We start from the raw sequence: 26423 nt of genomic DNA on the forward strand, positions 1-26423 counted from the left end.
ACTGAACATATTTATGATTCAATTAGTTAGAATACAACTTCACAAACATATTAATCATTCTATTCAGTATAGACTACTTTTAAACAGGCATAAAAAAAGCCCCAATTAAGGGGCTTTTTTAAGAGTCAAAAATCAATTACTTGATTTTAGCTTCTTTATAGATAACGTGCTGACGAATAACTGGATCAAATTTCTTGATTTCCATTTTCTCAGGCATGTTACGCTTGTTCTTTTCAGTAGTGTAGAAGTGACCAGTTTTAGCACTAGATACTAATTTGATCTTCTCACGATTACCTTTAGATTTAGCCATTTTCTATTATACCTTCTCGCCACGGGCACGAAGTTCAGCAACAACAACTTCAATACCTTTCTTATCGATAATACGTATACCTTTAGTAGATACGCGTAGTTGTACGAAGCGTTTTTCTTCTTCTAACCAAAAACGGTGGTTTTGTAGGTTAGGTAAAAAACGACGACGAGTCGAATTTTTAGCGTGCGAACGGTTGTTACCAACCATTGGCTTCTTGCCAGTTACTTGGCATACTCTTGACATGTCAATCTTCTCCAAAAACAAATTTTTAACGCTCGAGCATTAATGTGCCTCGTATGGCCGTCGCCCGAGGCACAAAGAGGGCGCATTTTATACACGATTGACCATAGAAGATCAAGCAGTGTTTATACAATCCATCCTCGCTCGGCAAAGGAGACTATCTCCTGATCACCTACAACCATATGATCTAACAAAGAAACATCTATGGTTGCCAATGCATTTTTTATTCGCTCAGTTATTCGCCGATCAGCCTGACTTGGCTCTGCAATGCCAGACGGATGATTGTGACACACTATCACCGCAGCGGCTTTTTTCTCCAAAACAAGGCTAACTACCTCGCGAGGATAAACAGAAGCGGAATCGATGGTGCCACGAAATAATTCTACAAATTGAATGACTCTATGTTGGGTATCCAACAATAGTAAGGCGAACACTTCATAGGATCGGTCAGCTAATTGTCTCATTAAATAGTCCCGAGTTAAATCAGGATTTGTCAAAATTTGCCCTCTTTGTAGATTTTCATGAGCTATTCGCTTAGAAATTTCGGCTGCGGCTTGTAATTGAGCATATTTTACCGGTCCAACACCGGCTAATTTGCATACTTGGGTTTTCGATGCGGTAAGTAAACTACGCAAACCGCCAAACTGATTTATCATCTCTCGGGCCAAATCCACCGCATTTTGCCCTGCTAAACCATTGCGAAGTAACACAGCGAGTAATTCAGCATCGGAAAGATGCCCAGCACCTTTAAGCAATAACTTTTCTCGCGGCCCTTCTCCTTGTGGCCAATCTTTAATCCCCATGAATGTCCCTTATATTCAATGTGAAACGAAAATACACGCATTAAATCGGCTCTATTAACAAATACAACACCGGATGAGCTACCACTTGACCATTAACGGGTTGTTGCCTTTTTCAAAAACAGAGTTCGAATTGATTACACAGTATGGTCGATATTTTTGAGATTGGATCGACGCAACTTGTCACAAGTTTGTGATATTGTTAGCCGCAATTATATTTGAGTCGGATAATGTGCATCATGCTGACAAATAAAAAAGTATTACTTGGAATTGCAGGCGGCATTGCCGCATACAAAAGTGCGGACCTAATCCGCCGTTTAAAAGAGCGCGGTGCTGATGTGCGCGTCATTATGACTCAAAGCGCCATGGAGTTTATTACTCCACTCACCATACAAGCGCTCTCAGGCCATCCTGTAGCCTCTGATATGCTCGATCCAGCTGCAGAAGCTGCTATGGGTCATATTGAGCTAGCACGCTGGGCTGACGTTGTTCTACTCGCACCTGCTACGGCTAACTTAATGGCGCGTATCAATGCAGGTATGGCAGATGACTTATTAACAACAACGTGTTTAGCAACCAGCGCTCCCGTCATTGTCTGTCCTGCGATGAATCAACAAATGTACCAAAACATCGCCACCCAAGAAAACATGGCTAATTTAGCTCGCAAAGGTCTCACTATTTGGCAGCCAGCCTCAGGTAGCCAAGCCTGTGGCGAAGTTGGTCCTGGGCGTATGCAAGAACCTGTCGCCATTGCCGAGCAACTAGTACAATTTTTTGGTCCTAAAACCTTGCAAGGTCATCAAGTCCTGATTACAGCAGGCCCAACGCGCGAAGCCATAGATCCTGTGCGTTATATTTCTAATCACAGTTCGGGGAAAATGGGCTTTTCTTTAGCCCAAGCAGCGGCAGAAATGGGTGCCAAGGTAACATTAGTGTCTGGCCCAGTTAATTTAGTCACACCGGCTGGCGTCACCCGTATTGATGTTGATTCAGCACAACAAATGCTCGACGCAGTGATGGGACAGGTTGAACAACATGATATTTTTATTGGCTGCGCCGCAGTCGCAGATTATCGAATTGCCGATGTTGCCCAGCAAAAAATCAAAAAGTCAGCGGAACAAATGCAGCTTGCACTAGTGCGTAATCCTGATATCTTAGCCGCGGTAGCCCAGCACACTATCCGACCTTTCACTGTCGGTTTTGCTGCTGAAACTAACGATGTAGAGCAATACGCTCGCGGTAAACTGCAACGTAAAAAGCTTGATATGATCGCCGCGAACGATGTCTCTATTCAAGGCTTAGGCTTTAATGCCGATAGCAATGCATTACAGGTTTTTTGGCAAGATGGCAGCCAACAACTGCCCGCAACAGATAAACTGACTCTGGCGCGCCAATTACTCACATTGATAGAACAACAACTAAAAAAATCATGAAAACACCCATTGAACTAAAAATTCTCGACTCGCGTATTGGCAGTGAATTTCCATTGCCAGCTTATGCTACCCCAGGTAGTGCAGGCATGGACTTACGTGCTATGACCGACACCACCATGGTCATTGAACCAGGCCAAACCGTATTAATTCCAACAGGCATAGCTGTTCATGTAGCCGACCCAAGCCTTGCAGCGGTGATTTTACCGCGCTCAGGTATGGGTCATAAGCATGGCATCGTACTGGGTAACTTAGTGGGTTTAATTGACTCCGATTACCAAGGACCGTTAATGGTGTCATGTTGGAACCGAAGTGATAAGCCATTCACACTCGAAATAGGCGATCGTTTAGCCCAATTGATGTTTGTACCCGTTGTACAGGCAACATTTACCCTAGTGGATGAGTTTAAAAGCTCAGATCGTGGAGAAGGCGGATTTGGTCACTCAGGAACCAAATAACCTTTTCAAGTAGTCACTGAGCCAAGGAACACATAATGGCTGAAAGCCCTAAAATAAATCGCCGCGAGCATATTTTACAATGCTTGGCACAAATGCTTGAAACCAGTCCTGGTCAACGCATTACCACCGCAAAGCTTGCCGCTGAAGTTGGTGTATCAGAAGCCGCGCTATACCGTCATTTCCCAAGTAAAGCGCGGATGTTCGAAGGCTTAATCGAATTTATTGAAGATGCGATATTATCGCGCTTAAACCTCATCATGGATGAAGAAAAAGACACCATGGCCCGCTGTCAGTTAGTGCTGCAGTTATTACTGGTATTTTCTGAACGTAATCCAGGTATTTCCAGAGTATTAAATGGCGATGCATTACTGGGTGAAAATGAACGTTTACGTAGTCGTATTGACGCATTATTTGCCAAAATTGAAACTCAAATAAAACAAATCCTACGTGAAAAGACCTTACGTGAAGGTGTAGGCTTTAACATCGACGAAGCCATACTAGCCAACCTATTGTTGGCCTTTGTCGAAGGGCGTATTTCACAATTTGTTCGTAGCGAATTCAAACAAAAGCCAACACTACACTTTGATGAGCAATGGACATTTATTCAGCAACAATTGCTAAGAAGCTAAATTATTTAGGGCTGTATGACAATTGCCATATGGCCCTACATCTTACATCATCTAAAGACCATATCTGCTTAATTCAACTGAATAATTAACCTGCAACTGTTGCTCATAAAACCCAGATAAAATACAATGCCGTTACATTTTTAACATTTATTACACGGACTGTAGTCATGCTGCGTATTTTATATCTTACTTTTTGTTTGCTTATTCTATTAACCTCTCAAACCTTTGCGACTCCTCAAATCAAAGACTTCAGTGCCGATTCAGAGTTTTCTGAAGTTAAAATTTCACCCGACGGTAAACACCTCGGCGTTATTTTGATTGAAGATGAAAAGCGCACTTTACTAATTCTCAATCTCAAAACGATGAAACCGACTTATGCTGTCAAATTCAATGGTGATGAAGAAGTGGGCCGCTATTATTGGGTCAATGATGAACGGATTGTATTACAAAAACTCTATAAGCACGCCCAGCGTGAAATGTCAGATTATTATGGTGAGTTACTGGCTGTAAATTATGATGGTAGCAAATCTAAATACTTGTTTGGTTACAACAGTGATACATCTGCAAGTACAAAAATAAAAAGTAATGGTGGCATTCAAGCTAGTGCATTCGTACTCGATACTTTACAGAATAGTGCAGATGATATCCTTGTGATGGCTTATCCTTGGAATAAGCAAAATTACGCATATACAGAAGTTTATCGCGTTGATGTTTATTCAGGCAAACGCAAACGCCTTACCACTTCACCTATCGCAAATGCAGGTTTCCTTGTTGATAATAAAGAAGACGTTCGCTTTAGTTTTGCAAGAGATAAGAAAAACGATGATCAACTGTTCTACTATGAGAATGGTGAATGGGTTGATGCAGAAAGAATTAAAGGCGGACTAACCGATTTCTACCCTATTTCGTTCACAGAAGACAACAAATCAATTTATGCTATAGCTAATGGTGAAGGTGCTACTAGGGCTATTTACGAAGTCGAACTGGCAACAGCTAAACATAAAAAAATCATCCAACATGATGTTGTCGACCCATTCAAAACATGGGTAAGCGATCAAACAAACGCCCTTTACGCAGTAGAGTTCGAAAACGGATATCCTGAGTATCGTTTTGTAGACACAGAAAGTGCTAAAGCCAAAGCATTACAACAGCTAATGGCTGCTATTCCAGATCACCGTATTCGTATTGTCAGCGAAACCATCGACGGCAATACACTTATCGTTGTTGCGATGAACGACAAAAACTCTGGTGACTACTATTTATTTAACCGCAAAGAACTCAAATTAAAATTCTTGTTTGCTGAAAATGCTGCGCTAGATCCTAGTGAAATGTCAGAAGTGCGTCCAATTAGTTTTACTAACCGTGATGGCGTCACTATTCATGGCTATTTAACCCTACCTAGCGGCCTTAAAGAGCATAAAAATATGCCTCTCGTGGTTAATCCACATGGTGGACCACATGGCCCTCGCGACTTATGGGTATTTAATCCAGAAAACCAACTATTAGCCCAAAATGGCATCGCCGTGTTACAAGTTAACTTCCGTGGTTCTGGTGGATATGGTAAAGCGTTTGAAGAGTCTGGTTACCTCGCTTGGGGCAGCAAAATTCAATACGATATTATCGACGCAACTCAATATGTCATCGATCAAGGTTATGCCGACAAAGACAGAGTATGTATTTCTGGTGGCAGCTTTGGCGGATACTCAGCATTGATGAGCCCGATGTTAGCGCCAGACATGTTTAAATGTGCCGTTGGTGTTGCCGGTGTTTATGATTTAGAGCAAATGTATAAAACGGGCGATGTACCAGACTCTTATGGTGGTGAGGCATACCTAAAAGACGTATTGGGTACAGATATCCAACAACTACGTGCAATGTCACCAACACATAACGTCAACAAACTTAAAGCTAAAGTGCTATTAATTCATGGCGAAGAAGACGAACGTGCGCCAATCGAACAGTTTGAAGCAATGGAAAAAGCCTTAGAACAAGCTAACTATCCATTTCAAAAACAGATTTGGACAAAAGAAGGCCATGGTTTCTTTAACGCAGAAAATCGGGCTAAGTATTACGATATCATGCTCACATTTATCAAAGAGAACTTAAACGTAAAGTAGTTATCACTTAAACGTTTACACACAAAAAGCCGATACCCGACTAAAGGGGTCGGCTTTTTTGTTACCTGCAGTATTAATTTACAGCAAATCGCGCTATTCTCCTCGTCCCTTAGCGGTCGCCAAAGTGGGTTTTAACGTACGCTAACACAAACAGTAATGTCGAGTAGTTGGAGGATTTATGGCACTCAGTGAAGCCGCAATAAAAGTACAAGCCGCACTAAAAGATCTCGGTCTTGAAACCCCAATGCTGCCTAAAACGTTCACGCCTGAAGAACGTAAAGTCAAAATTGAACATCACATGCGTGAAATTTTGACCCTTATGTCACTCGATCTAAGCGACGACAGCTTGGCTGATACTCCACGCCGCATTGCAAAAATGTATGTTGATGAGATTTTCTCGGGGCTTGATTACGAAAACTTCCCTAAAATCACTGTTATCGAAAATAAAATGGGCGTTGATGAAATGGTGCGTGTACAAGACATCAGTCTTACCAGCACCTGCGAACATCACTTAGTAACCATTGATGGATTCGCGACTGTCGCTTATTTACCCCGCACAAAAATTATCGGTCTATCGAAAATAAACCGAATCGTGCGATTTTTTGCCCAACGTCCACAAGTACAAGAGCGCCTAACCCAACAAGTGTTAGTGGCACTGCAAACCTTATTAGAAACCAAAGACGTAGCGGTAAAAATGGATGCGGTGCATTACTGCGTTAAATCCCGCGGCGTGATGGACTCAACCAGCTCGACTACCACCACTGCATTGGGCGGTATTTTTAAATCAAACCCTGCAACCCGCGCTGAGTTTTTACATCTTGTAAAATAGGTTTGAATCATCGCGCAAGCCAATAAAAAAAGCAGCCTCTAATTTAATAATCTAGAGGCTGCTTTTTTGTTGATAATGATTAATAAGAAAAATAATATAAAATATTAAATCCCGTATTGCTCACGATAAGCACTAACGGATGCTAACTCTGCTTCCATACCCGGCTTTTCAGACAGATAATTAATTAAATCGGCCAACTTAATAATCGACACAATCTGACAACCAAAATCACGTTCAACTTCTTGAATCGCCGACAACTCACCCTTGCCTTTTTCTTGGCGATCTAATGCAATCAACACGCCTGCAAGCTGAGCATTGTGAGCATTAATGATTTCCATCGATTCACGAATAGCCGTACCGGCGGTGATCACATCGTCCACCAGCATAACTTTGCCTTTTAGCTCGCTGCCCACCAAACTGCCACCTTCACCGTGAGTTTTGGCTTCTTTGCGGTTAAAACAGTATGGAATGTCTACATCGTGATGATCGCACAAAGCAACGGCTGTGGTTGTCGCAATCGGAATGCCTTTATACGCCGGACCAAACAATAAATCGAACTCAATACCCGAATCCATTAATGCCGCAGCGTAAAAGCGACCTAAACGCGCTAAGTCTTTACCGGTATTAAATAATCCAGCATTAAAGAAGTACGGACTCGTACGGCCAGATTTAAGGGTAAACTCACCAAAACGTAATACTTGGCGGGCTAAGGCAAACTCGATAAATTCGCGTTGATAGGCTTTCACGGTTATTCCTCTATAATCAAAATTTAGCTTAAAAAAAAGGACCGTAATCGGTCCTAATTTTTCAACAGCATATTAACTTAATGCGGCTTTCTGTACATCGACAATTTCGCGAATACTGTTTTTAGCTAACACTAACAACTCAAGTAACTCTTCATGGCTAAAGGGTTCGCCTTCTGCAGTACCTTGAATTTCAATAATTTTACCGGTTTCAGTCATCACTACGTTCATGTCTGTTTCTGCAGCACTGTCTTCAATGTATTCTAAATCACTGATCGCTTCGCCATCAAAAATACCAACGCTTACTGCGGCAATTAAAAACTTAAGTGGGTTAGCTTTAATAATGCCTTTACCACGAGCCCAATTAAGTGCGTCAACCAATGCTACACAAGCACCAGTAATAGCAGCAGTACGTGTACCGCCATCAGCTTGAATCACATCACAATCGATAACGATGGTGTTTTCACCTAACAATTTCATGTCTACAGCGGCACGTAATGCACGGCCAATTAAACGTTGAATTTCTTGGGTACGGCCAGACTGCTTACCACGAGCCGCTTCACGGTCCATACGGCTATGGGTTGAACGCGGTAACATACCATATTCAGCAGTGACCCAACCTTGGCCCTGACCTTTAAGAAAACGCGGTACGCCTTCGGTGAAACTGGCAGTACATAATACTTTTGTGTCGCCAAACTCAACTAAAACAGAGCCTTCAGCATGTGCAGTAAAAGAACGCGTAATAGTGATAGGGCGAGTTTGAGCTGGTGTACGGTTACTTGGGCGCATGAAAAGTCCTGTAGTCGATTTTAGATCATATTTGAGCGCATATTATAGAGCTTCATGCCGTGAGATGCCACGACAAACCCACGCTATTCTCTATCTGTTGCTTAAACAGTTGTGCTTCAACACTCGATGTAATTGATATAGGCCAAGATAAGCAATAATTCTATCGACAAATCCTTTAATCTGACCACCTAAAACAGCTATAATCAACCCACATTCGCGAAATAATATAATAGGACACTTCATGATCCAAAGCATGACAGCCTACGCTCGTATCGAGCACAAAGCACAATGGGGCACCGCCTCATGGGAAATCCGTTCAGTTAACCAGCGCTACCTAGAAACCTACCTGCGCCTACCTGAGCAGTTCCGCAGCTTTGAACCTGTCTTACGCGATCGTCTACGTAAACGCCTTAACCGTGGAAAAGTAGAAGTGAACTTGCGTTATGAACTCGCCGATAACAGCAGCAACGAATTACAACTAAACCAAGACCTAGCCAAACAATTGCTTAATGCGGCCAACTGGTTAAAGCAAGAAGCAGGTCAAGGCGAACTCAGCCTAACAGACGTATTACGCTGGCCTGGCGTGCTAGCCTCAGCCGAACAAGACATGGACAGCATTGGCGCAGAGCTAATGACAGCGTTCGACAGTGCTATCGATCAATTTATCGAAGCCCGTGGACGTGAAGGTGAGGCCATTAAAGACATGCTACTGACTCGCTTAGACGGCGTAATGGAACAAGTGAACATTGTTCGTGAGCACATGCCAACCGTAATGAAGTACCAACGTGAAAAACTCACTAACCGCTTAGCAGACATTGCAGGCGAGTTAGATCCTGCTCGTATTGAACAAGAAATGGTATTACTGGCGCAAAAACAAGATGTCGCCGAAGAAATGGACCGTCTTGAAGCCCACGTAGTAGAAGCTCGTCGTATTCTTAAAAAAGGTGGCAGCGAAGGCCGCCGCTTAGACTTTATGATGCAAGAGTTTAACCGCGAATCAAATACTTTAGCCTCAAAATCAATCAGTGCAGAAATCACTTCAGCAGCGGTAGAATTAAAAGTATTAATTGAGCAAATGCGCGAGCAGATCCAAAACGTTGAATAAGATTTAAGTTTGGACCTAGTAATATTAAGCCCAGCATTGCTGGGCTTAATTGTTTGTCTGAGCGAGTGGATTACATCTTAGTTTGTATCACGCTTTCTGGGGTAATCCGCTTAGCGCTTTCAGTCAATCCATCTAATATTGAATCCCGTATATAAATAGGAAAATCATGCGGTATTTGTGCTATTACTGTCTTTATCACCGCGTCAATCTGATTAACTGTTTCAAGCAAAATAGTATTCATAGTATCGGCATCAAAACCCACCGCCTTGGCGGTTTGAATAAAGTGTATAGGGAAGATTTGTGCAACGTACCCTTACACGCTATAGCCGTAAAAATACAACTTACACGCTTTAACGTGTAAAACACTCACATAACAACTTCCTCTTGCTGTTAATTATAGAGACCTATCATAACCAGCGAGATGTACTCTAATATAAAATTCGACCTACAATGGCGAGTTATCCTCGTGTTTTAATTCGTTTACCGCATTCAATACAGTACGTAATGCGCAAGTAAATGAGTTATCTGACTTATCAAATGTAACAGCCCTCCATTTAATATTTAGCTGATTTAACACAACGACTGCATGCACTGTTTTATTTAATCAACACTATTCTATTGCGGTTAGTTTCTACTAACTCGAATAACATGAACCCGTTAAGTACGTAATTCAACAACCTAGTGAACACGTGAACATGAGAAAACGTGATGGTTTGTCATATTGTTCACATTTTTAACATTAAAAGAATATGTCACTCAATAGCTTGAATTGAGTCACTAACCAAAAATACATTGTGATATATCTTTCAATGGCTAAGTCCTGAAAATAATACCTAAATCCATTGGGAGAAATACTATGTTTTATGTACACATGCTGCTGTTATTAGCGGTGATATTTGTAGGTATACGCCATGGCGGTGTCGCCTTTGGTTTACTCGGTGGGTTAGGAGTTTCGGTACTCGCTTTCGTATTTGGCATCGCGCCAGGTACACCACCTGTCAGTGTAATGTTAATTATTCTAGCGGTTGTAGCTGCCTCTGCGACATTAGAAGCCACTGGTGGTTTAACGCTGTTAGTAAAGTTTGCCGAAAAACTGTTACGCAAACATCCTGAACATATTGTCTTTTTAGGCCCTCTTTGTACTTATACGTTAACGGTATTAGTTGGTACAGGCCATTCTGTTTATCCACTACTTCCTGTTATTTACGATGTATCGTACAAAAAAGGTATCCGTCCAGAGCGTCCATTGGCAATGGCAACTGTTGCTTCGCAAATGGGTATTACAGCCAGTCCAATTGCCGCTGCAGCCGCAGTAGTACTAGCAACCGCTGTTGATAACAATCTTGATATTAACTTACTTGATGTACTAATGGTGACCATCCCAGCTACCTTAACAGGTTTGCTAGTGGCGTGTACTTGGAGCTTAAAGCGCGGTAAAGATTTAGATAAAGATGAAGATTTTCAGGCGCGCCTTATTGATACAGAGTTCCGCGAAGCATTAACAGACCCAGCAGCTGACAAGGTTCAAACACCAGAAGCGAAGTCTACGGCGAAGAAAGGCTTAATCATATTCTTACTCGGTATTTTTGCCGTTATCATGGTAGCGATGTTTAGTAAGCAAGTTCTGCCTGCTGGCGTGAAAATGTCGGTCGCGATTCAGTTTATGATGTTGACCGTCGGTGGTTTGATATTGTTAGCCACTAACGTTTCACCGAAAAAAATTGTCACCAGTAATGTGTTTACAGCCGGTATGACCGCGGTCATTATTATTTTCGGTATTGCGTGGATGAGTGACACCATTATTACTCACCACAAAAGCTTTTTGATTGCTGCCGTAAGTGACCTTGTGAGTGTTTATCCATGGACATTCGCTATCGCGATGTTTGTGTCATCAATATTCTTAAAAAGTCAGGCTGCGGTATTAACCATTATGTTGCCATTAGGGTATTCATTAGGGATCCCAGCACCAGTATTAATCGGTGTACTACCAGCGTGTTATGCCTACTTCTTCTTCCCATTCTACCCAAGCGATTTAGCGGCGATTAGTTTTGATAGAACTGGCACAACTCATATTGGTAAATATGTACTTAACCACAGCTTTATTATTCCTGGATTTATCGGTGTAGGTACTGCAACTGTTGTTGGTTACTTCATATCAATGGCAATTAACTAATCTCAACTTATGTTTTGATTTGAGCTTTGAATAAAGCGATAAACCGCTAGTGACTCACTAGCAACCATAAAAATGGCAGCCACAGTGGCTGCCATTTTTGTTTTTAATTATTGAGAAGCCAAGTTCTAAGACCTATAAAACTAAGATTATCTTGCGAGTTAACGGTAGGTTTATTCGTTAATCCGCCCACCATATGGTCCTCTGCAACACGCCGTAAACCCATCCATGGGGCTTGACGAAAACATCCTGTTTTCAACAGCAGCAGGTGCCAATATGGTTAGCTTTAGAGGGATCAAATAATCCTAAATAATGGTAATACCACAACGTTGTAGGAAATCGAAAGTGTCATCATAAAACTCAGACAGCCTTGTTTTATCAGAGTCATCTCCACTAGGAACAAAAATAACCATCCCTTGCCTCGATCTAGTCAGAAGAACTCGGTAAGCATTCTCTAAATAAATTTGAGTTTGTTCTTGTTGGCGCTTTTCCCATTTACTCCCGCGAAATCGCCAATGTTCTTTCCCTGTAGATTTAAATCGGAAATCACCGTCCCAAGCAACTAAACACCAATCTAGCTCTAAGCCCTGAACATCAAACTCGGTCGCAATATCTTCCAAGAAATGAGATGAACGAATATCCTCCGGCGGACCTAAAAACCAATCTTTAGGCTCAATTTTGTTTTTTACAAAAATACCTTCCGCTTTTAAACGTATCGCATTGGATGAAGCAAGCATACCGAGACTTTCAGTAGCTCGACTCTGCGATTTTATCCACTTCTTTGCAGCGTCTAAATCTCGAGTCACTTTAATAGGATATAAGTGCGAGAACGTAGTAAATAATTCACGGGCTAATCCGCTATCACCATTAATCAAATAATGAACAAAGCTTGATAGTTTTTCCGCCCTGAATGACCGCATCGAAGTTGCTAAATGCAAACACGGTAAGACTGTTCCTTTTGATAAATTGCTAGCGGTTAAATCTGATGCAACATATTCCCCAGTTAGTAAATCTGCAGAGTAATAAGCATCCCAATGACTAAATTTTTCGTCTAGTGCATTAAGCCAACCTAACAACCCCACCTCTCCGGTATTAATTTCTTGTCCTCCACCAATCAGCGCAATAATTACGGCCCAATCTTCGTGACGGTCCATAACTTCTATTAGGTATTCAGGCTCAGATTTATTAAATCCTACTTGGTTACGCTTTGTTTGCATGAACTTACTAGTTTGCTCTTTATTCCAAGCTCTTTGTGCCTCATCGAATATTGCGACCTGCTCAGGCGGAACACCACCCAATAAAGAATCGTCCCTAAACTTATGGATATTTTGAATAAACTGTTCTGTCTCTCGTCTACAAGATGCCAGTGTATCTCCAGTTCTTACTTTTCGATCACGTGCTAAGGCCTCTTGTAACACCGAAACTAAAGGACCATTACCACTCAAGAATACTGAGTACTCTTTCTCTTTTGGATTAGAATGAGTGCTCGCGATGTTCAATCCAACGAGTGTTTTGCCAGCACCTGGGACGCCGGTGACAAAACAAATCACTTTGCGTTTTCTTTCACGGGCGTCGTGTATTAGCTGCAATAGTTGTTTGCTTGTTTGGCCGATATTTTGAGTATCCGCTTCACTTTTAGCAATATCCTCAACGTTATGTTGAGCATAAAGAGCTTGTGCAGCTTCGATGATTGTTGGAGTCGGTAAGTAACCAGATGCTGCCCATTGATTAGCATCAATCGCAACTTGCTTTAAAGATGTTGTAATTTGATTAATTGCGTTAAGTATCTGACCTGAATGAATAGCAATCGGAGAAGCCACGCTATCAAATGCAAAGTCTAATTTGAATAATTCTTTCTGCTTTGTTGATTTAGCTAAATCCGTAGCAATTAAAATGGGTACGATAAACTTATCATGACTGCCACTATGAAAGTTTTTTAGATCGAGTGCATAGCCATGAGCTTGCCTTAAATCGGCATGATTAATTTGTTGTGCACCAACTTTGAATTCGATAACAAAGATGACGCCTTTCACCACGAGAACAACATCAGCACGTCGTCCCATTCTCGGGATCATAAACTCAAAAAAGATATGTGTATTATTAGCATCACATAATTTGAGTTCTCTTTTGAGTATATCTATTTCAGCCCCCCAAGCTCTAGATTGCTGATGTTGTAGTTGCTGAGTATGAGCCGCGGATATTTCACCACTTATAGACAAGGCGTTAGCAACTAAAAACTGCTCGAGGGTAGCGGAATAAAATGCTCTGTTAGACATATTTATTCCTTGAACTTAAAGTCAAGAAGTTGCTTAGGAGGTAACCCCAAAGCTTCTGCTAACTTGACAATATTGATCAAACTAACATTTCTTTTCCCTCTTTCGATTCCACTGATATACGTCCGATCTAAATCAGCTTTTAGCGCAAGTTGTTCTTGTGATAATCCCTTTGAAAGCCGTAATTTTTTAAAGTAGGCACCAAATGAAACTAGTATCAAATCTTCCATGAAAAATCCTAAAAAAAGGTTTTCATGATGATGCGAACATGTAGACAATGAGTCTACGGACTATGAGTCACATATTAAGATTGTTATGATATTAAATTCACAACACCAACACATACCTTGTGCTTCTTCCGCCCGCACCGGTTTTAACCAAACATTGTTATTCAACTAGTTGAGCTAAATGGCGGGTTGCGGTTGCGCGGCTGACTTTAACCACTTTTTGATATTGGCTACTGCTGATCCCATCACTAAAATCACCATCCAGCAGCCGGTTAAGAACCTTAACTTGTTCTGTTGTTAACGCCTGAGTGAGTAAGCGTCGATCGACACAAAGCCAGAATTGGGTTTTCGTGATGGTTTGTTCAATGCTATTAATAGCAAGTTAATGACATCTAAGCTGACTGATTTATCTGTATCACCACATCTTACGAGCTCTAAACTAACGTTGAAAAGTAAAAAAACTTAGTTTGAAAAACTAAACTTTTACGGCAATGATTAACGTGTAAATGACAAAGTTTAAACTTTTATAGATAATAAAGTTTGAATAATGAACAAAATACGTCAATAATCAACGTATATTTAAGCCTAATCAAACCAGATGCGATAGTCGAACATGCTGAATACTAAAGCCAGAACACAACTACAGAATGCACTGCCTTTGGATATGGTAGCCACAAAACCATGGCTTGAAGCACAAGGGCTCAGCCTGCACTTTCTGGACAATGCTGTACGTAGCCGAACTTTAATTCCCCTCACCGCTGGGTTTATGTAAGACTGGAGGCAAATCTCTCCTGGAAAGGTCTTGTTGCTTCTGTACAACGTATGTCAGATAGTCCTATTCATGTGGGAGGCTTAACAGCGTTAGAGCTTGAGGGTTTGGGGCATTATGTGTCTATCGGCGATAAACCTAAAATACAGCTTTATTCTAATTCCGCATTACCTCGCTGGCTGGACAGAATCGATATTTCAGCAGAGTTTGAATGGCATGGCACAAAACGTATATGGCCAGAAACACTGATGCACAATAGTCAATATCTACGACAAAACACGTGGAGAGAATCACTCCCTCCGCTTTTTTATTCTTGTCCAGAAAAAGCGATTCTTGAGCTCTTAACAACAGTGCCCCAACACACTAGCTTTGAACACGCGGATCAAATTATGCAGGGGTTGAGCAATCTTTCACCACGTAAGTTGGATGTCTTACTTAAAGCCTGCTGCAGCATCAAAATTAAACGGCTGTTTCTTTGGCTGGCAAATAGACAACAACATGCCTGGCTTAAGTATCTGACACCTGAACAATATGACCTAGGCACAGGCAAGCGACTTATCGCACAAAACGGCAAACTAGAGCCAACTTGGCAAATCACTATACCCAAGGAGATGTAACCAAGATGGATAGAAAAAGCCATTATTATCGACAGGTCCAACTGTTACTACAAGTTATTCCCTTTGTTGCCCAGCACGATTGTTTTGCTCTTAAAGGAGGGACTGCAATCAATTTGTTTGTTCGTGACTTTCCAAGGCTTTCCGTTGATATTGATCTGGTATTCCTGCCCATGATGGCAAGGCAACAAGCCTTACTGACAATTAAAGAGAACTTAGCTACATTGGCTTCATCCATCATAAACAGCATCGATAACACCCGCGTTATTCGTTCATACCAAGATAAAATTGATGCGCTACGTCTATTAGTAGAACGAAATGGTGTTCAAATTAAAATAGAGCTTTCTCCAGTTCTACGTGGGACGGTTTACGAGTCAAAACTCATTTCTGTAAATGAAGCTGTTGAAGATGAATTTGGTTTTGCTGAAATGGTAGTTGTGAGTTTTGCCGATCTGTATGCGGGTAAGATTTGTGCAGCGCTCGATCGCCAACATCCAAGAGATCTTTTCGACATAAAGGCAATTACTTGATAACGAGGGACTTACCGATGAACTACGTAAAGCACTACTGGTATATATTATCAGTCACCCTCGTCCAATCGCCGAACTACTAAATCCTCATTTTAAAGACATCTCAGATGTGTATCGAGGTGAATTTATTAACATGGCTGAATACGATATCCCACAGACAGAGCTTGAGGCAGCACGGGAACAATTAGTGAAAATAATAAACATCTCGCTAACACGAGAAGAACGAACATTTTTATTGTCATTCAAAAACCGATCACCCAGCTGGTCATTGCTTGGACTTTCCGGTGTTGAACAATTACCCGCCATACTTTGGAAGCAGCAAAATTTAACTAAGATGCCTCCAGATAAGCATGCATTTGCTTATGACCGGCTTAAAAGAGTGCTTGCTGCCAAGCCCGCAACTCCAGTTTAATTTAAGCATTCAATTTGTGAAAATAGCAATTTATTCGCCTCACCAAATGAGGCGAATAACATGGTTAATTGCCTCATGGCTCCTACTAGCAAGCTCGATAACACCTTGGCTGGCATTTCGGTATAATCATTTATTGATTCAATAACCTTCAATTTTTATAACTCAATGCGACTGTAATTAATGACACCCAAGCCGACTGAACTATCAACAACGCCACAAGCCGATATGCCTAAACCCACTTTGACGAACAAGGTGGCTAATAAAGTGTTTATTATTGGCCTGCCGCGTACCGGCACTACCAGTGTGAGTGTGGCCTTGCTTGAGCAAGGATTAACGGTTGCCCATCAGGCCTTTACTAAACAGGCATTTATGTTGGCCGATGCGGTATCTGATGCGCCGTGCTTTAGTGATTACCAACAATTAGATACGTTATTTCCCAACGCCAAGTTTGTGTATTTAGATAGGCCGCTAGATAAGTGGTTGCCGTCGATGCAAATGCTATTGAGCAAAATGTTAGTACATTTAGATAAAGACAATGGTCGCTTTCATCCAATAATGAAACGCAGCTTTAATCATTGCTTTGATATATGGCAGGTTGAAGATGTGTTTGATGACGACCATTTAACGGCTTGTTATCAACGCCACCAGCAGCAAGTGTTGAGCTATTTTGCAGGGCGAGATGACTTTATAACCATTGATATCAGCATTGCTGGTAGCCTTGCTACGTTGCTGCAGTTTATTGATATAGCGGCTCCTGATACGGCCGAACTCCCGCAACTGAACTTTCCACCGTTAAACTTTCCACCGTTAAACTTTCCACAATTAAACATGGGCCGCAATGTGGCCAGCTGGGATGAATATAAACACCCAAATAAAATTAGCGCTAATGCTTCTGGCCCAGATAAACGTAAGTTTTTTGATTATCGACTGTAACGATTTAAATTTAGAATGAGCCACTTAATACAGCACTACTCGCGCGGCAGTAGCAGCTTTTAACCGTTCATATATCTCGTAGCGGTTATTTAACCTGAACTCGGGATCAGGAATGTGTTGATGACTTTACAAAATCAATACTTTAACTAAAATTCACTTTCAAGCTTGTCATTTGTTTTACTAACAAGGCGAATTAACACGTCAATAGCTAGTCTATTGCAAGTCTTCTTGTGTAAAGAATAACGCAGTTAGGAAGGCAAAGGGCTGTTTGAAAGGCATTTATTATCCCGAATTCAGGTTATTTATCTTTATTGCGCTTTTTCTTAGCGACGGTTAGCCAGTCTAAGCTAACGCCTGAAATGGCATTAAAGCCACGAATACGGAAAATAAGTGTCAGTAATTGAGGCCTTGGACGAGTTTTGGGCTCGACCGAGCGTGGAATAAACCACAATGCCATTAACGACCGCATACAGGTTGATACAATAAACACCACAAATATTGGACTGCTTAACCAAGCGTCCAACCCTGACCAAATTAGAAATGCTTCAGAATATGAAGCAATTACGCCACCGACCATAGCACCAACAAATACAAAACCGGCACTTAAGCCTGCTTGTAAGGCTGCATAGATGGCAAAGTCACTGCGAAAGGGGCGAATATCGTAAAGATAATTAGCGGTGCTTAAGGTAAAGCCGCTCCAACCAAAACCGGCAAATGCTTGAATGGCAAGAATGTATAAATAATTATCAGAGAACAACCATAATAATGGCAAACTCGGAATTAAACAGCTGGTGATAATCATCACTAACCGATTGCCATATAAATCGCTAAAGCGGCCCCAAAATCTTAACGTGATGAACTGAGTAAAAATAGAAGCTACGCTTGAAAGGACGAATTCAAAATAGCTAAATTGCAGATCGTCCAACATATACACAGCAAAAAACGGTGCCGAAATTGCTACCATGCACTGCATACCCGCCACAAATAAACTGTAATGCCGGAAGGTTCTATCTTTCCATGCTTGGCGAAAGTTATATAGGGTTTGAGTAAACACCCCTGATGCTTTTGCCACTCTCGGTTCTGGGTCGTGCATTTGCAATAGCAACCAAGCAGATGCAAAACGTCCCATAGCAGCAATCGAAAACAGTAAGCTAAACCCTAACCATGCCATTTGTACTGAGTCGGTTAGCGTTAATATGCCACCGCCGACAAAGAACACACTCAGCGATGCCATCATGGTTAAGCGGGTGCGAGAAGCAAAAAAGGCTCCACGACGACGCTGCGGCACTATCATGCCCATCCAAGCACGCCAGTGCGGTTGAATGAGATTGATAAATCCTTGATATAGCACCGCCAAGCCAATAAATATCCACACTGCATTATCTGGTCTAAACGCCGCAAGTGCGCCCATGGCCAATACCACAACGGCCTGCAAAACCGCACATGCGACAATGAACTGCCGACGGCTAAAATGACTCGCCAACCAAACAGACAACAGCTGTGTCATGGCACCAAACAGCTGCGGTAAGCCCGTCACCCAACCCATTTGGCCTAGGCTTGCCCCTAAGAATATGGCATAAGCATTAAAAAAGTTATCACTGGTGGCAGTCATGGTAGACGACGCCACCGCCTCTTGCTGGCTGCGGCGCAAGGTACACCTCAGCCACGACAATCTATCGCGACTGCGTGAACAAGCATTAGCGGAACTAGATGAATAATCTAAAGCCATAAGAGGTATGAATACACGCCATTGATAAGTGAGTGACTAAGGATACTGGTTAACGTAACGGATTAACGTCACGAGTTAAAATTATGGCCGATAAGTGCCCAGCTCACAATCTATAGCGATCACATAATCCGCTATTGTCATTGTAAGTTTAAGTGCGTACTGAAAGCACCATAAACACAAAAGCCCTGTCGATATTCATCGGCAGGGCTTTTTGCACATCAATACTAAATTAAACACTCACCTAACAAAAAGACACTATGCCTTCGGTGACATATTGCTCGGGCAGCTTTTGTAACTGTTTTAGCAATAAAGGATTGCCCAGTAAATACGCTAACTCTTGGCGCGTAAATAGGTCGGTAATACTATATTGGCATTGTGCTTCTTGTACTTTTACTCGAGTAATGGCTTCGAGTGACTCAACCGCAGAACCGGGTAAACGGTGTGGTCTTTTATCAATAATGTCTAAATGAAGCGCCATTAACTCTGGGTCTTGCAACAACCTTGATAAGGTCCACGGTTGAGCAATGGCATTACTATATTCTTCACGACGTGATAGCGACTCAAGGCTAAGCTTTGGCGGGCATATCTCTTCAGGAGTGGCCAAAATGTGCATACGCTTGACCCACAACCCCAAACGTTCCGAACCTGTCATGGCAGAAAGCGGCACAGCTAGCCATAAACCGATTAGCGCTGGGCTCATCCAAGCGAGTAAAGTAAGCGAATCCAATACAGCCGCGTAACCTAATAGCACTCCAATTAACATATGCCAACGATGGCGATAAGTCAGTGTTAACCAAGGTAAGCTGCCATCGTCACGCCTCTGTGGCGCCCAGCCACTGTCGCGTCCGGCTAAAATCGATATTACAGCGCCACAATGAATAAGCATCATAATCGGTGCGATAAGTGCCGATAAAATAACTTCCACCACAACGCTAATTATCACTTTATCCCGACCGCCCAATTGCCGGCTCATCTGGCTATTTTTCAGTAATAACAACACGCCAAATATTTTGGGGCCAAATAATATTCCCATGGTGATGTAAAACAAGCGTAATGCACGGTCTGAGTCCATTACTGGCCAAGTGGGAAATAGCGAAAACTGATCAGTAAAATATTCTGGGCGAATAAAATGTGCCTGCAATGCCAGCATTAACCCAGATAGAATGAGCAATAACCAAAAAGAAGATGACAAGTAGGCCATAATCCCAGAGAGCAAATGTAAACGGCTCACCCAATGCAATCCTTTGGCAAACAATACTCGCGAGTGTTGTAAATTTCCTTGGCACCAACGACGATCGCGCACCGCTAAATCGATAATAGACGGAGGGCATTCTTCGTAAGATCCAGGAAGATCAGCTGCAATCACTACGTTCCAACCAGCACGTCGAATCAACGCAGCCTCAACAAAGTCGTGGCTCATGATATGACCGCCAAAAGGCGGTTTTCCTGCAAGATTGGGTAAACCCGCAGCGCTCATAAAAGCCTGTGTACGGATGATGGCATTATGGCCCCAAAAGTTACCTTCTTTATCCGCCCACCAAGACAAACCAGTACCAATAACAGGACCATAAATACGTGCAGCAAATTGCTGTAGCCGCGCCATTAAGGTGTTGCCATTGATTAAATACGGAATGGTTTGGATAAGCCCTGCATCAGGATCGGCCTGCATACGCTGAGCTAAACTAACAATAGTGTGGGTTTCCATTAAACTGTCGGCGTCTAGCACTAACAAATGGTCGTATCGGGCGCCCCAGCGTTTACAAAAGTCACCCACATTACCGGCTTTACGGGCATCATTTTTACGACGGCGACGATAATAGACCCGCGCATCTTTGCTCACTTGATGACGCAATATTAAAAATGCCTGATCTTCCGCTAACGCAATATCGGGGTCGGTAGTATCGCTTAATATAAACCAATCAAAAGCATGTGCTTCGCCCGACTCAACCAATGCCATTGCCATTACCATTACTTCGACCGCAGCAAAAACGCGATCTGGCGATTCATTATAAGTTGGCATTAATATCGCGGTGCGGGTATGTAGCTTTATGCTTTCGGCAGTTTTTGTAGAAGGCTTTTTGAGTAACATAATAAAGCCGGCTATGCCGCCACTAAATGCCAATGCAATCCAACAAAAGTTAACCGCAAACAAGACTAAAACAATGTATTCCAGCGGAGTTACACCGCCGACATTAAATACCGACACCATTTCATAAATAGCCATTACCGACATAATAGCAGCGCTACCAACCACTAAAAGGCGACGTAATCCGTCTGACTTTACACCATTGGCGATAATACTTTTACGTGGCATGCCTTCTGACAACGCACGTAAACTTTGCGGCTCCATTGGGCTTGGTCGTTCTAACGGCATAGCCGTACCGCCAACCAGTGTGGTTTCAATGTCGCTAATAGTAGATTCAGTCTGCATCATGTTTGCTACTATTTAGTCCAACGATAAAGCCAGGTTTCTACATCGCGTGGGCCAGTAAACTTAAGCTCAGCACGTAGTTCAATCAATTCAGCATCTTGTGGATCCATTTCAAATGCCAAACGATAGCCATTAGTTTTAGGCTGACGAGATACCACCACATTGGTCACTTCACCCGCAGAACTCTGCACTTTGGCCACCGGAATTTCATCGTTATTGCCTTCTTTAACTTGATAGTCGATAACAAATAAACGTCTCGGTGTCGCTTTAGCGAGATCTGCTCGACCACTGGCAGTTCGGGCAACAATTACGGTGCCGTCGTCAACTTCGGGCTCGTTGCCCCAAATTAATCGATAAGTAAAATGAAACTCGCTACCCGCTGCAATAGGTTGTTTAGGTTTCCAGTAACTGACGATGTTGTCATGTATTTCAGAGTCGGTTGGTATTTCGGTTAACACCACTTCACCCGCGCCCCAATTTCCGACCGGTTCAACCCATAAACTTGGGCGACGCTCGTAGTGGGCTTCGAGATCTTGATACGCATCAAAACTGCGTTCCCGCTGAATTAAGCCAAAACCTTGAGGAGAGTTGTCCATAAAGGCACTCACTTGCAATTGCTTTGGATTAGCTAATGGACGCCATAAACGCTCGCCGCGACCATTTAAGATCAATAGCGCATCAGAATCATGTACTTCTGGTCTAAAGTCATCGGTGTTTTGACGACCATTCATTGAATGTAAAAACATACTTGTGCTTGGTGCTAAACCGACTTTAACTAACTCTTTGCGCGGAAATAAGGTCGCTTCCACATCAATATGAGTGTTTTCGCCAGGTCTAACTGAAAATCGATATGCCCCAGCAACACTAGGGCTGTCTAACAATGCATGCACCACAATTAAGTTACTGTCGGTGTTTGGGCGTTCAACCCAAAAAGCACGAAATATAGGAAATTCTTCGCCTTCAGGTTCAGCGGTATTTAACGCTAAGCCCCTTGAAGACAAGCCGTAATCGTTGCCTTTACCCAATGCACGAAAATAACTCGCCCCTTGAAATACCATAAGCTCATCAAAATACGCTGGGGTATTTAATGGATAATGGATACGTAAACCAGAATAGCCAATATCTTGGGTCGGCAAACGCTGACTCAACACATCACCTGCAGTAAAAAACTCTGAGTTATAGGCTAAGTGGGTGGCTTGCTTACCTTCAACTAGGGCAATTTCAATCAAGTCTTGGAAATAAAAACCCCGATGGAACAATTGCATTTGATATGGCAAACCTTCGGCTTTCCAAATAGAAGCTTCTGGCTTAAAGCGAATGTCGCGATATTCATCGTAAGATATTTTAGCCAACCCAGGCGGTAAAGGGTCCTTAAGATCCACATAGGGGTTTTGCGCTAATTTGCGCGCAATCTTAACCACCGAATCAGAGTCAAAGTTAGCCGTTTTAGCAAAACGAACTTTGGTTTCTGTGTTCAAATTATTAGGTGATTTCACAATCGCTTGTTCATCTACATAAGTTCGCTGCGGTATGGTCACGCTAGGCGATGTTGGTGCAATGATCGGCGGAGTGGGTTCTTGTGCAGCAAGATTAAAACAAAACCCTGCAGCTATAGCTAACGACAAACACGTTAGTGATTTTTTGATAGTTTGAGATGAGGCCGAAGTACGACTACTCAGTAAGCTAACCATAATAGGCTACCTAAAAAATACAGCGTTAATATGCGAGTTCCAGAGCGGTTATTGCGGCAAAATGTCTTGGTACACAACCCTATGCTCTATTTCGCGAACGATATCAGAACGTCAAAATTTTGCACAACTATTCATCAATAAATACCATTAGTACCTATAACATTTTAATCTATTGATATATCGAAATAGCACAAAAGGGGGAGGAAAAACTACCGCATTGTTATTTATCAGATTTATAGGCTATTCATTCCAATCGTAATGAATATATTAACTGTGCTATTAATTATTAATCCTCTTTAAATGCAATAAGTTACTCTAAGACCAAACCAATAGAAGCACTCTCTATTTAAGATAAAACGAGTTTGGGTGAATTGTTCAGTTATCAATTTCATTTCTGTATACAAGTTCATTCACATTGACAATTTACTGAAAATTTACATCTACAAAAACAAGGTATCTAAAATAGCTCATGCTAATGATTTTATTGAATAAATAAAGATGGAGTAACTTATTAAAATAGGGGTTTTGTAGTAACTACACCATAAGTACAAGTACGAGTCTTGACTGCTACGCCATAAATGAGAATAATTATCAAAATCAATACCGACATATACTTTGATCATTATGTTTACCTCCAGCTTTATCGCCACCAGCCCATTGAAATTAGCTCCCAATAACCAACAAGCTATTTTGGGAATCGAAAACTTAACAATTCCTTTCTCATCAGAAAACACTCCTTTTTACGTCATCGATAACACGCCTAAACAACAAGCTTATTTACACCGAAACATTTTTGATTGCTGAAGATAGAGGCATGAACTTTAAAAGCCAACTTATCACTTTAAAACAGACCAAACAAACATAGGAAATATGCATGTTACCTGAAAAATCCAGATTCACTTTGACCACCATTGCGGTGGCCATTGCAGCCAGCCTTGCTAGTTCAGCGGCATTTGCTGACGACAAAAGTCAGACAGAAGTCAAACCCGAAGTCATTGTGGTGACGGGGAGCTTATTGGGCAATTCTGAAGTTGCTGATTTAAAAACCTATACCGGTAACCGCTCAATTATTACCTCTGATCAAATAGAGCGCACTGCAGCCAGATCAATTGACACTGCATTACAACAAGTCCCTGGGATTAAAATTAAAGATGAAACTGGAACAGGGGTTTTACCTAACATATCAGTACGAGGTTTAGACAGCAGCCGCAGTGGCTACGCCCAAGTCTTACTCGATGGGATCCCAATGACACTTGCGCCATATGGGCACACTGGCCAGTCATTATTCCCTGCCACCTTATTCATGATAGATAGAATTGATGTAGCACGCGGTGGAGCATCGATTCAATATGGCCCTAACAACGTTGGCGGCGTAATAAACCTTATTTCAAAGCCAATCCCAACAGACTGGGAAACCAGCCTTAATGAACGCATGACCTTCTTTGGTGACAGTAATACCTTATTTGATACTAACGTCAGCACTGGCGGCGCGGTTAATGAAGATTTTTCGATGCGTTTCGATGGCAACATCACCAAAGGGGAATCGTTTCGTGAACACTCCGAAACCGACATTAAAAACCTAATGTTAAAGACCCTATGGAATATCGATGGGCAAAACAGCTTAGACGCCACGCTTCAATATTACGATGCTTTTTCTGAGCTACCGGGTGCCTTAAATACCGCCGCATATGAAGCTGATCGAGAACAATCTCTACGTCCTAATGATGAATTTAATGCCAATACTAAACGAGTGTCATTGAAATATAGCCATGTTCTCGATGATTCGAAAATTATCGATTATGGTGAGATTGATCTCAGAGTATTTGGTAATAAGAGTTCACGTAATTTTCAGTGGGATTTTTATGACTCAAGCAAAGACACCGACGGTAATTTAGGTACTAGCTGGAGTGATACTACGCAAGAAGCCACTCATCTGCGTAACTCTCCACGCGACTTTACCGTGTTTGGCATTGAGCCAACTGCAAGTCTGCTTATTGATGGTGATATTAGTCAGCACATTATCGCTGGTGCTCGTTATATTAATGAAGACATTAGTTACCAACTAAACCACATAGAAAAATCGACTCAAACTGCAACTCGTCCGCGCGACTGGCAAATGGATACTAATGCCATGGCCTATTATGTGAGTAATAAAGTGGGATTCTTTGACGACACATTTTCGATTACCCCTGGCATAAGATATGAAGATGTCCGCATGACCTTTACCAATGTTGGACAAGGTTATAGCCAAGATAATCACGTGACCGAGTGGCTTCCTGGCATCACTTTAGGTTACGAATTCAGTTCAAATTGGTTTGCGTATACCAATGCTCAACGCTCATTGAGAACGCCGCAAATTTCACAATTATGGCCTAAAGATCAAACTCTAGAATCAGAGCTATCGTGGAACTATGAAGCAGGCGTACGCTTTACCCCAACAGAACGCAGTAACTTAAGTATTGCGGCTTACCGTATCGATTTTGAAAATAAAATAGAGTACGACGGTGACGTTAGTCTGTTCGTCAATATTGGCCAAACCCGTAACCAAGGTATTGAGCTAGAAGGCACTTACTCACCTATGTCGCTACCAGATCTGGTTCTAACGGGTGCCTACAACTATTTAGATACTGAACAACTTGATGGAGAATTTGCCGGTAACGAATTGGCTTATGTGTCTAAACATCAACTTTCTGCCAGTGCTTTATACAGTATTAAGGATGTTGATTTAGGATTAATGGCCTTTTATTACAGCAAATCATTTTCCGACCTGGCTAACACAGTTGAAGAGAATGTATCTGGTACATCGGGAGAAGTGCCTGCGTATACCGTGGTTAACTTCAATATTGGTACTGAGTTTTTCAAACAAGATAGTCACGGCCTAAAAGTGGGATTATCCGTCAATAATCTATTTGATAACGAATACTACTTTAGAGGCTTAGATGTATCGCCAGCGGGACGAGTGCCAGCATCGGGTCGTTCACTGAGCTTAGATGTCGGTTACACCTTCTAACTGACATCCGTTTCTAAGAGCGTATTGTTAGCTCAAATTGAAATGTATACATGCCCTAAAAAAACAAAGCCTCAACAAATATGTTGAGGCTTCTTCATTATATAAATACAGACTGACCTAATACTTCACGGATAAATTAACGCCGTTTTAGCCTTGGTCAAAAAGAAGATTATGGTTGACCGTG

22 protein-coding genes and 1 pseudogene are annotated in these 26423 nt (G+C 42.0%); 12 read left to right on the forward strand and 11 right to left on the reverse strand.

Translation table 11 applies throughout. The features are described 5' to 3' along the window. Positions 1-136: 136 nt before the first annotated feature. The 3 genes from rpmG to radC form a co-directional block, all read right to left on the reverse strand. Positions 137-310 (reverse strand): 50S ribosomal protein L33, encoded by a 174-nt coding sequence (gene rpmG / locus FCN25_RS08980; RefSeq protein ID WP_055025224.1) that lies wholly within the window; start codon positions 308-310, stop codon positions 137-139. 6 nt (positions 311-316) lie between these two features. Beyond that, a complete protein-coding gene (rpmB, locus tag FCN25_RS08985; protein WP_137223931.1) occupies positions 317-553 on the reverse strand; it encodes a 50S ribosomal protein L28 in 237 nt (78 codons plus the stop codon). 122 nt (positions 554-675) lie between these two features. After that, the gene (gene radC / locus FCN25_RS08990; protein WP_137223933.1) at positions 676-1353 is read right to left on the reverse strand and encodes a DNA repair protein RadC; all 678 of its coding nucleotides are present in this window, start codon (positions 1351-1353) and stop codon (positions 676-678) included. A 227-nt stretch (positions 1354-1580) separates the two neighbouring features. Between radC and coaBC the strand changes: the two genes are divergently transcribed. The 5 genes from coaBC (at position 1581) to folE (ending at position 6813) form a co-directional block, all read left to right on the forward strand. Further along, positions 1581-2783, forward strand: a complete 1203-nt coding sequence (gene coaBC, locus FCN25_RS08995) for a bifunctional phosphopantothenoylcysteine decarboxylase/phosphopantothenate--cysteine ligase CoaBC (RefSeq protein WP_175405846.1) — start codon at positions 1581-1583, stop codon at positions 2781-2783. Beyond that, positions 2780-3238 (forward strand): dUTP diphosphatase, encoded by a 459-nt coding sequence (dut, locus tag FCN25_RS09000; protein WP_137223935.1) that lies wholly within the window; start codon positions 2780-2782, stop codon positions 3236-3238. Before coaBC ends, dut begins: the two co-directional genes overlap by 4 nt. Positions 3239-3273: 35 nt before the next feature. After that, positions 3274-3867: a nucleoid occlusion factor SlmA gene (gene slmA, locus FCN25_RS09005; protein ID WP_137223937.1), complete on the forward strand. Its 594-nt coding sequence runs from the start codon at positions 3274-3276 to the stop codon at positions 3865-3867. 167 nt (positions 3868-4034) lie between these two features. After that, positions 4035-5984 (forward strand): S9 family peptidase, encoded by a 1950-nt coding sequence (locus tag FCN25_RS09010; RefSeq protein WP_137223939.1) that lies wholly within the window; start codon positions 4035-4037, stop codon positions 5982-5984. 178 nt (positions 5985-6162) lie between these two features. After that, complete coding sequence (folE, locus tag FCN25_RS09015; protein ID WP_137223941.1) at positions 6163-6813, forward strand: GTP cyclohydrolase I FolE; 651 nt, start codon at positions 6163-6165, stop codon at positions 6811-6813. 104 nt (positions 6814-6917) lie between these two features. Here the strand turns inward: folE and pyrE are convergent, their stop codons facing one another. Together pyrE and rph are read right to left on the reverse strand one after the other, a co-directional pair. Continuing rightward, complete coding sequence (pyrE, locus tag FCN25_RS09020; RefSeq protein ID WP_137223942.1) at positions 6918-7559, reverse strand: orotate phosphoribosyltransferase; 642 nt, start codon at positions 7557-7559, stop codon at positions 6918-6920. Positions 7560-7631: 72 nt separating this feature from the next. Beyond that, positions 7632-8345: a ribonuclease PH gene (gene rph, locus FCN25_RS09025; RefSeq protein WP_137223944.1), complete on the reverse strand. Its 714-nt coding sequence runs from the start codon at positions 8343-8345 to the stop codon at positions 7632-7634. A 241-nt stretch (positions 8346-8586) separates the two neighbouring features. On the opposite strand from rph, the gene FCN25_RS09030 reads away from it, so the two are divergent. Continuing rightward, positions 8587-9450, forward strand: a complete 864-nt coding sequence (locus tag FCN25_RS09030) for a YicC/YloC family endoribonuclease (RefSeq protein ID WP_137223946.1) — start codon at positions 8587-8589, stop codon at positions 9448-9450. An 856-nt stretch (positions 9451-10306) separates the two neighbouring features. Next, positions 10307-11623 (forward strand): anaerobic C4-dicarboxylate transporter, encoded by a 1317-nt coding sequence (locus FCN25_RS09035; RefSeq protein ID WP_137223948.1) that lies wholly within the window; start codon positions 10307-10309, stop codon positions 11621-11623. A 302-nt stretch (positions 11624-11925) separates the two neighbouring features. On the opposite strand, the gene FCN25_RS09040 is transcribed toward FCN25_RS09035, so the two are convergent. The 3 genes and pseudogenes from FCN25_RS09040 to FCN25_RS21095 form a co-directional block, all read right to left on the reverse strand. Beyond that, positions 11926-13896, reverse strand: coding sequence for a DUF2075 domain-containing protein (locus FCN25_RS09040; protein WP_137223949.1), 1971 nt, complete (start codon positions 13894-13896; stop codon positions 11926-11928). Between the two features lie 2 nt (positions 13897-13898). Then, the gene (locus tag FCN25_RS09045; RefSeq protein WP_137223950.1) at positions 13899-14123 is read right to left on the reverse strand and encodes a helix-turn-helix domain-containing protein; all 225 of its coding nucleotides are present in this window, start codon (positions 14121-14123) and stop codon (positions 13899-13901) included. Between the two features lie 157 nt (positions 14124-14280). Then, a pseudogene (locus FCN25_RS21095) lies at positions 14281-14499 on the reverse strand (DUF4172 domain-containing protein); the annotation flags it as partial. 395 nt (positions 14500-14894) lie between these two features. Between FCN25_RS21095 and FCN25_RS09055 the strand changes: the two are divergent. The 4 genes from FCN25_RS09055 to FCN25_RS09065 all read left to right on the forward strand — a co-directional run bounded on the left by FCN25_RS09055 (position 14895) and on the right by FCN25_RS09065 (position 17378). After that, positions 14895-15506, forward strand: coding sequence for a type IV toxin-antitoxin system AbiEi family antitoxin domain-containing protein (locus tag FCN25_RS09055; RefSeq protein ID WP_368074086.1), 612 nt, complete (start codon positions 14895-14897; stop codon positions 15504-15506). Positions 15507-15511: 5 nt separating this feature from the next. Continuing rightward, the gene (locus tag FCN25_RS21105; RefSeq protein WP_254693744.1) at positions 15512-16033 is read left to right on the forward strand and encodes a nucleotidyl transferase AbiEii/AbiGii toxin family protein; all 522 of its coding nucleotides are present in this window, start codon (positions 15512-15514) and stop codon (positions 16031-16033) included. A gap of 133 nt (positions 16034-16166) precedes the next feature. Next, positions 16167-16445, forward strand: a complete 279-nt coding sequence (locus FCN25_RS21110; protein ID WP_254693745.1) for a hypothetical protein — start codon at positions 16167-16169, stop codon at positions 16443-16445. A 225-nt stretch (positions 16446-16670) separates the two neighbouring features. Next, positions 16671-17378: a sulfotransferase family protein gene (locus FCN25_RS09065; RefSeq protein ID WP_254693769.1), complete on the forward strand. Its 708-nt coding sequence runs from the start codon at positions 16671-16673 to the stop codon at positions 17376-17378. Between the two features lie 298 nt (positions 17379-17676). On the opposite strand, the gene FCN25_RS09070 is transcribed toward FCN25_RS09065, so the two are convergent. The 3 genes from FCN25_RS09070 to FCN25_RS09080 all read right to left on the reverse strand — a co-directional run bounded on the left by FCN25_RS09070 (position 17677) and on the right by FCN25_RS09080 (position 23229). Beyond that, complete coding sequence (locus FCN25_RS09070; RefSeq protein WP_175405847.1) at positions 17677-19107, reverse strand: MFS transporter; 1431 nt, start codon at positions 19105-19107, stop codon at positions 17677-17679. 241 nt (positions 19108-19348) lie between these two features. Further along, a complete protein-coding gene (gene mdoH / locus FCN25_RS09075; RefSeq protein WP_137223952.1) occupies positions 19349-21541 on the reverse strand; it encodes a glucans biosynthesis glucosyltransferase MdoH in 2193 nt (730 codons plus the stop codon). An 8-nt stretch (positions 21542-21549) separates the two neighbouring features. Continuing rightward, positions 21550-23229, reverse strand: coding sequence for a glucan biosynthesis protein G (locus FCN25_RS09080; protein WP_137223953.1), 1680 nt, complete (start codon positions 23227-23229; stop codon positions 21550-21552). Positions 23230-24103: 874 nt separating this feature from the next. Here FCN25_RS09080 and FCN25_RS09085 point away from each other — a divergent pair. Continuing rightward, positions 24104-26239, forward strand: coding sequence for a TonB-dependent siderophore receptor (locus tag FCN25_RS09085; protein ID WP_137223954.1), 2136 nt, complete (start codon positions 24104-24106; stop codon positions 26237-26239). The last annotated feature ends 184 nt before the right edge of the window (positions 26240-26423 follow it).

It is taken from the genome of Shewanella sp. MEBiC00475, from assembly GCF_005234075.1.
GTDB classification, from domain to species: Bacteria; Pseudomonadota; Gammaproteobacteria; order Enterobacterales; family Shewanellaceae; genus Shewanella; species Shewanella polaris.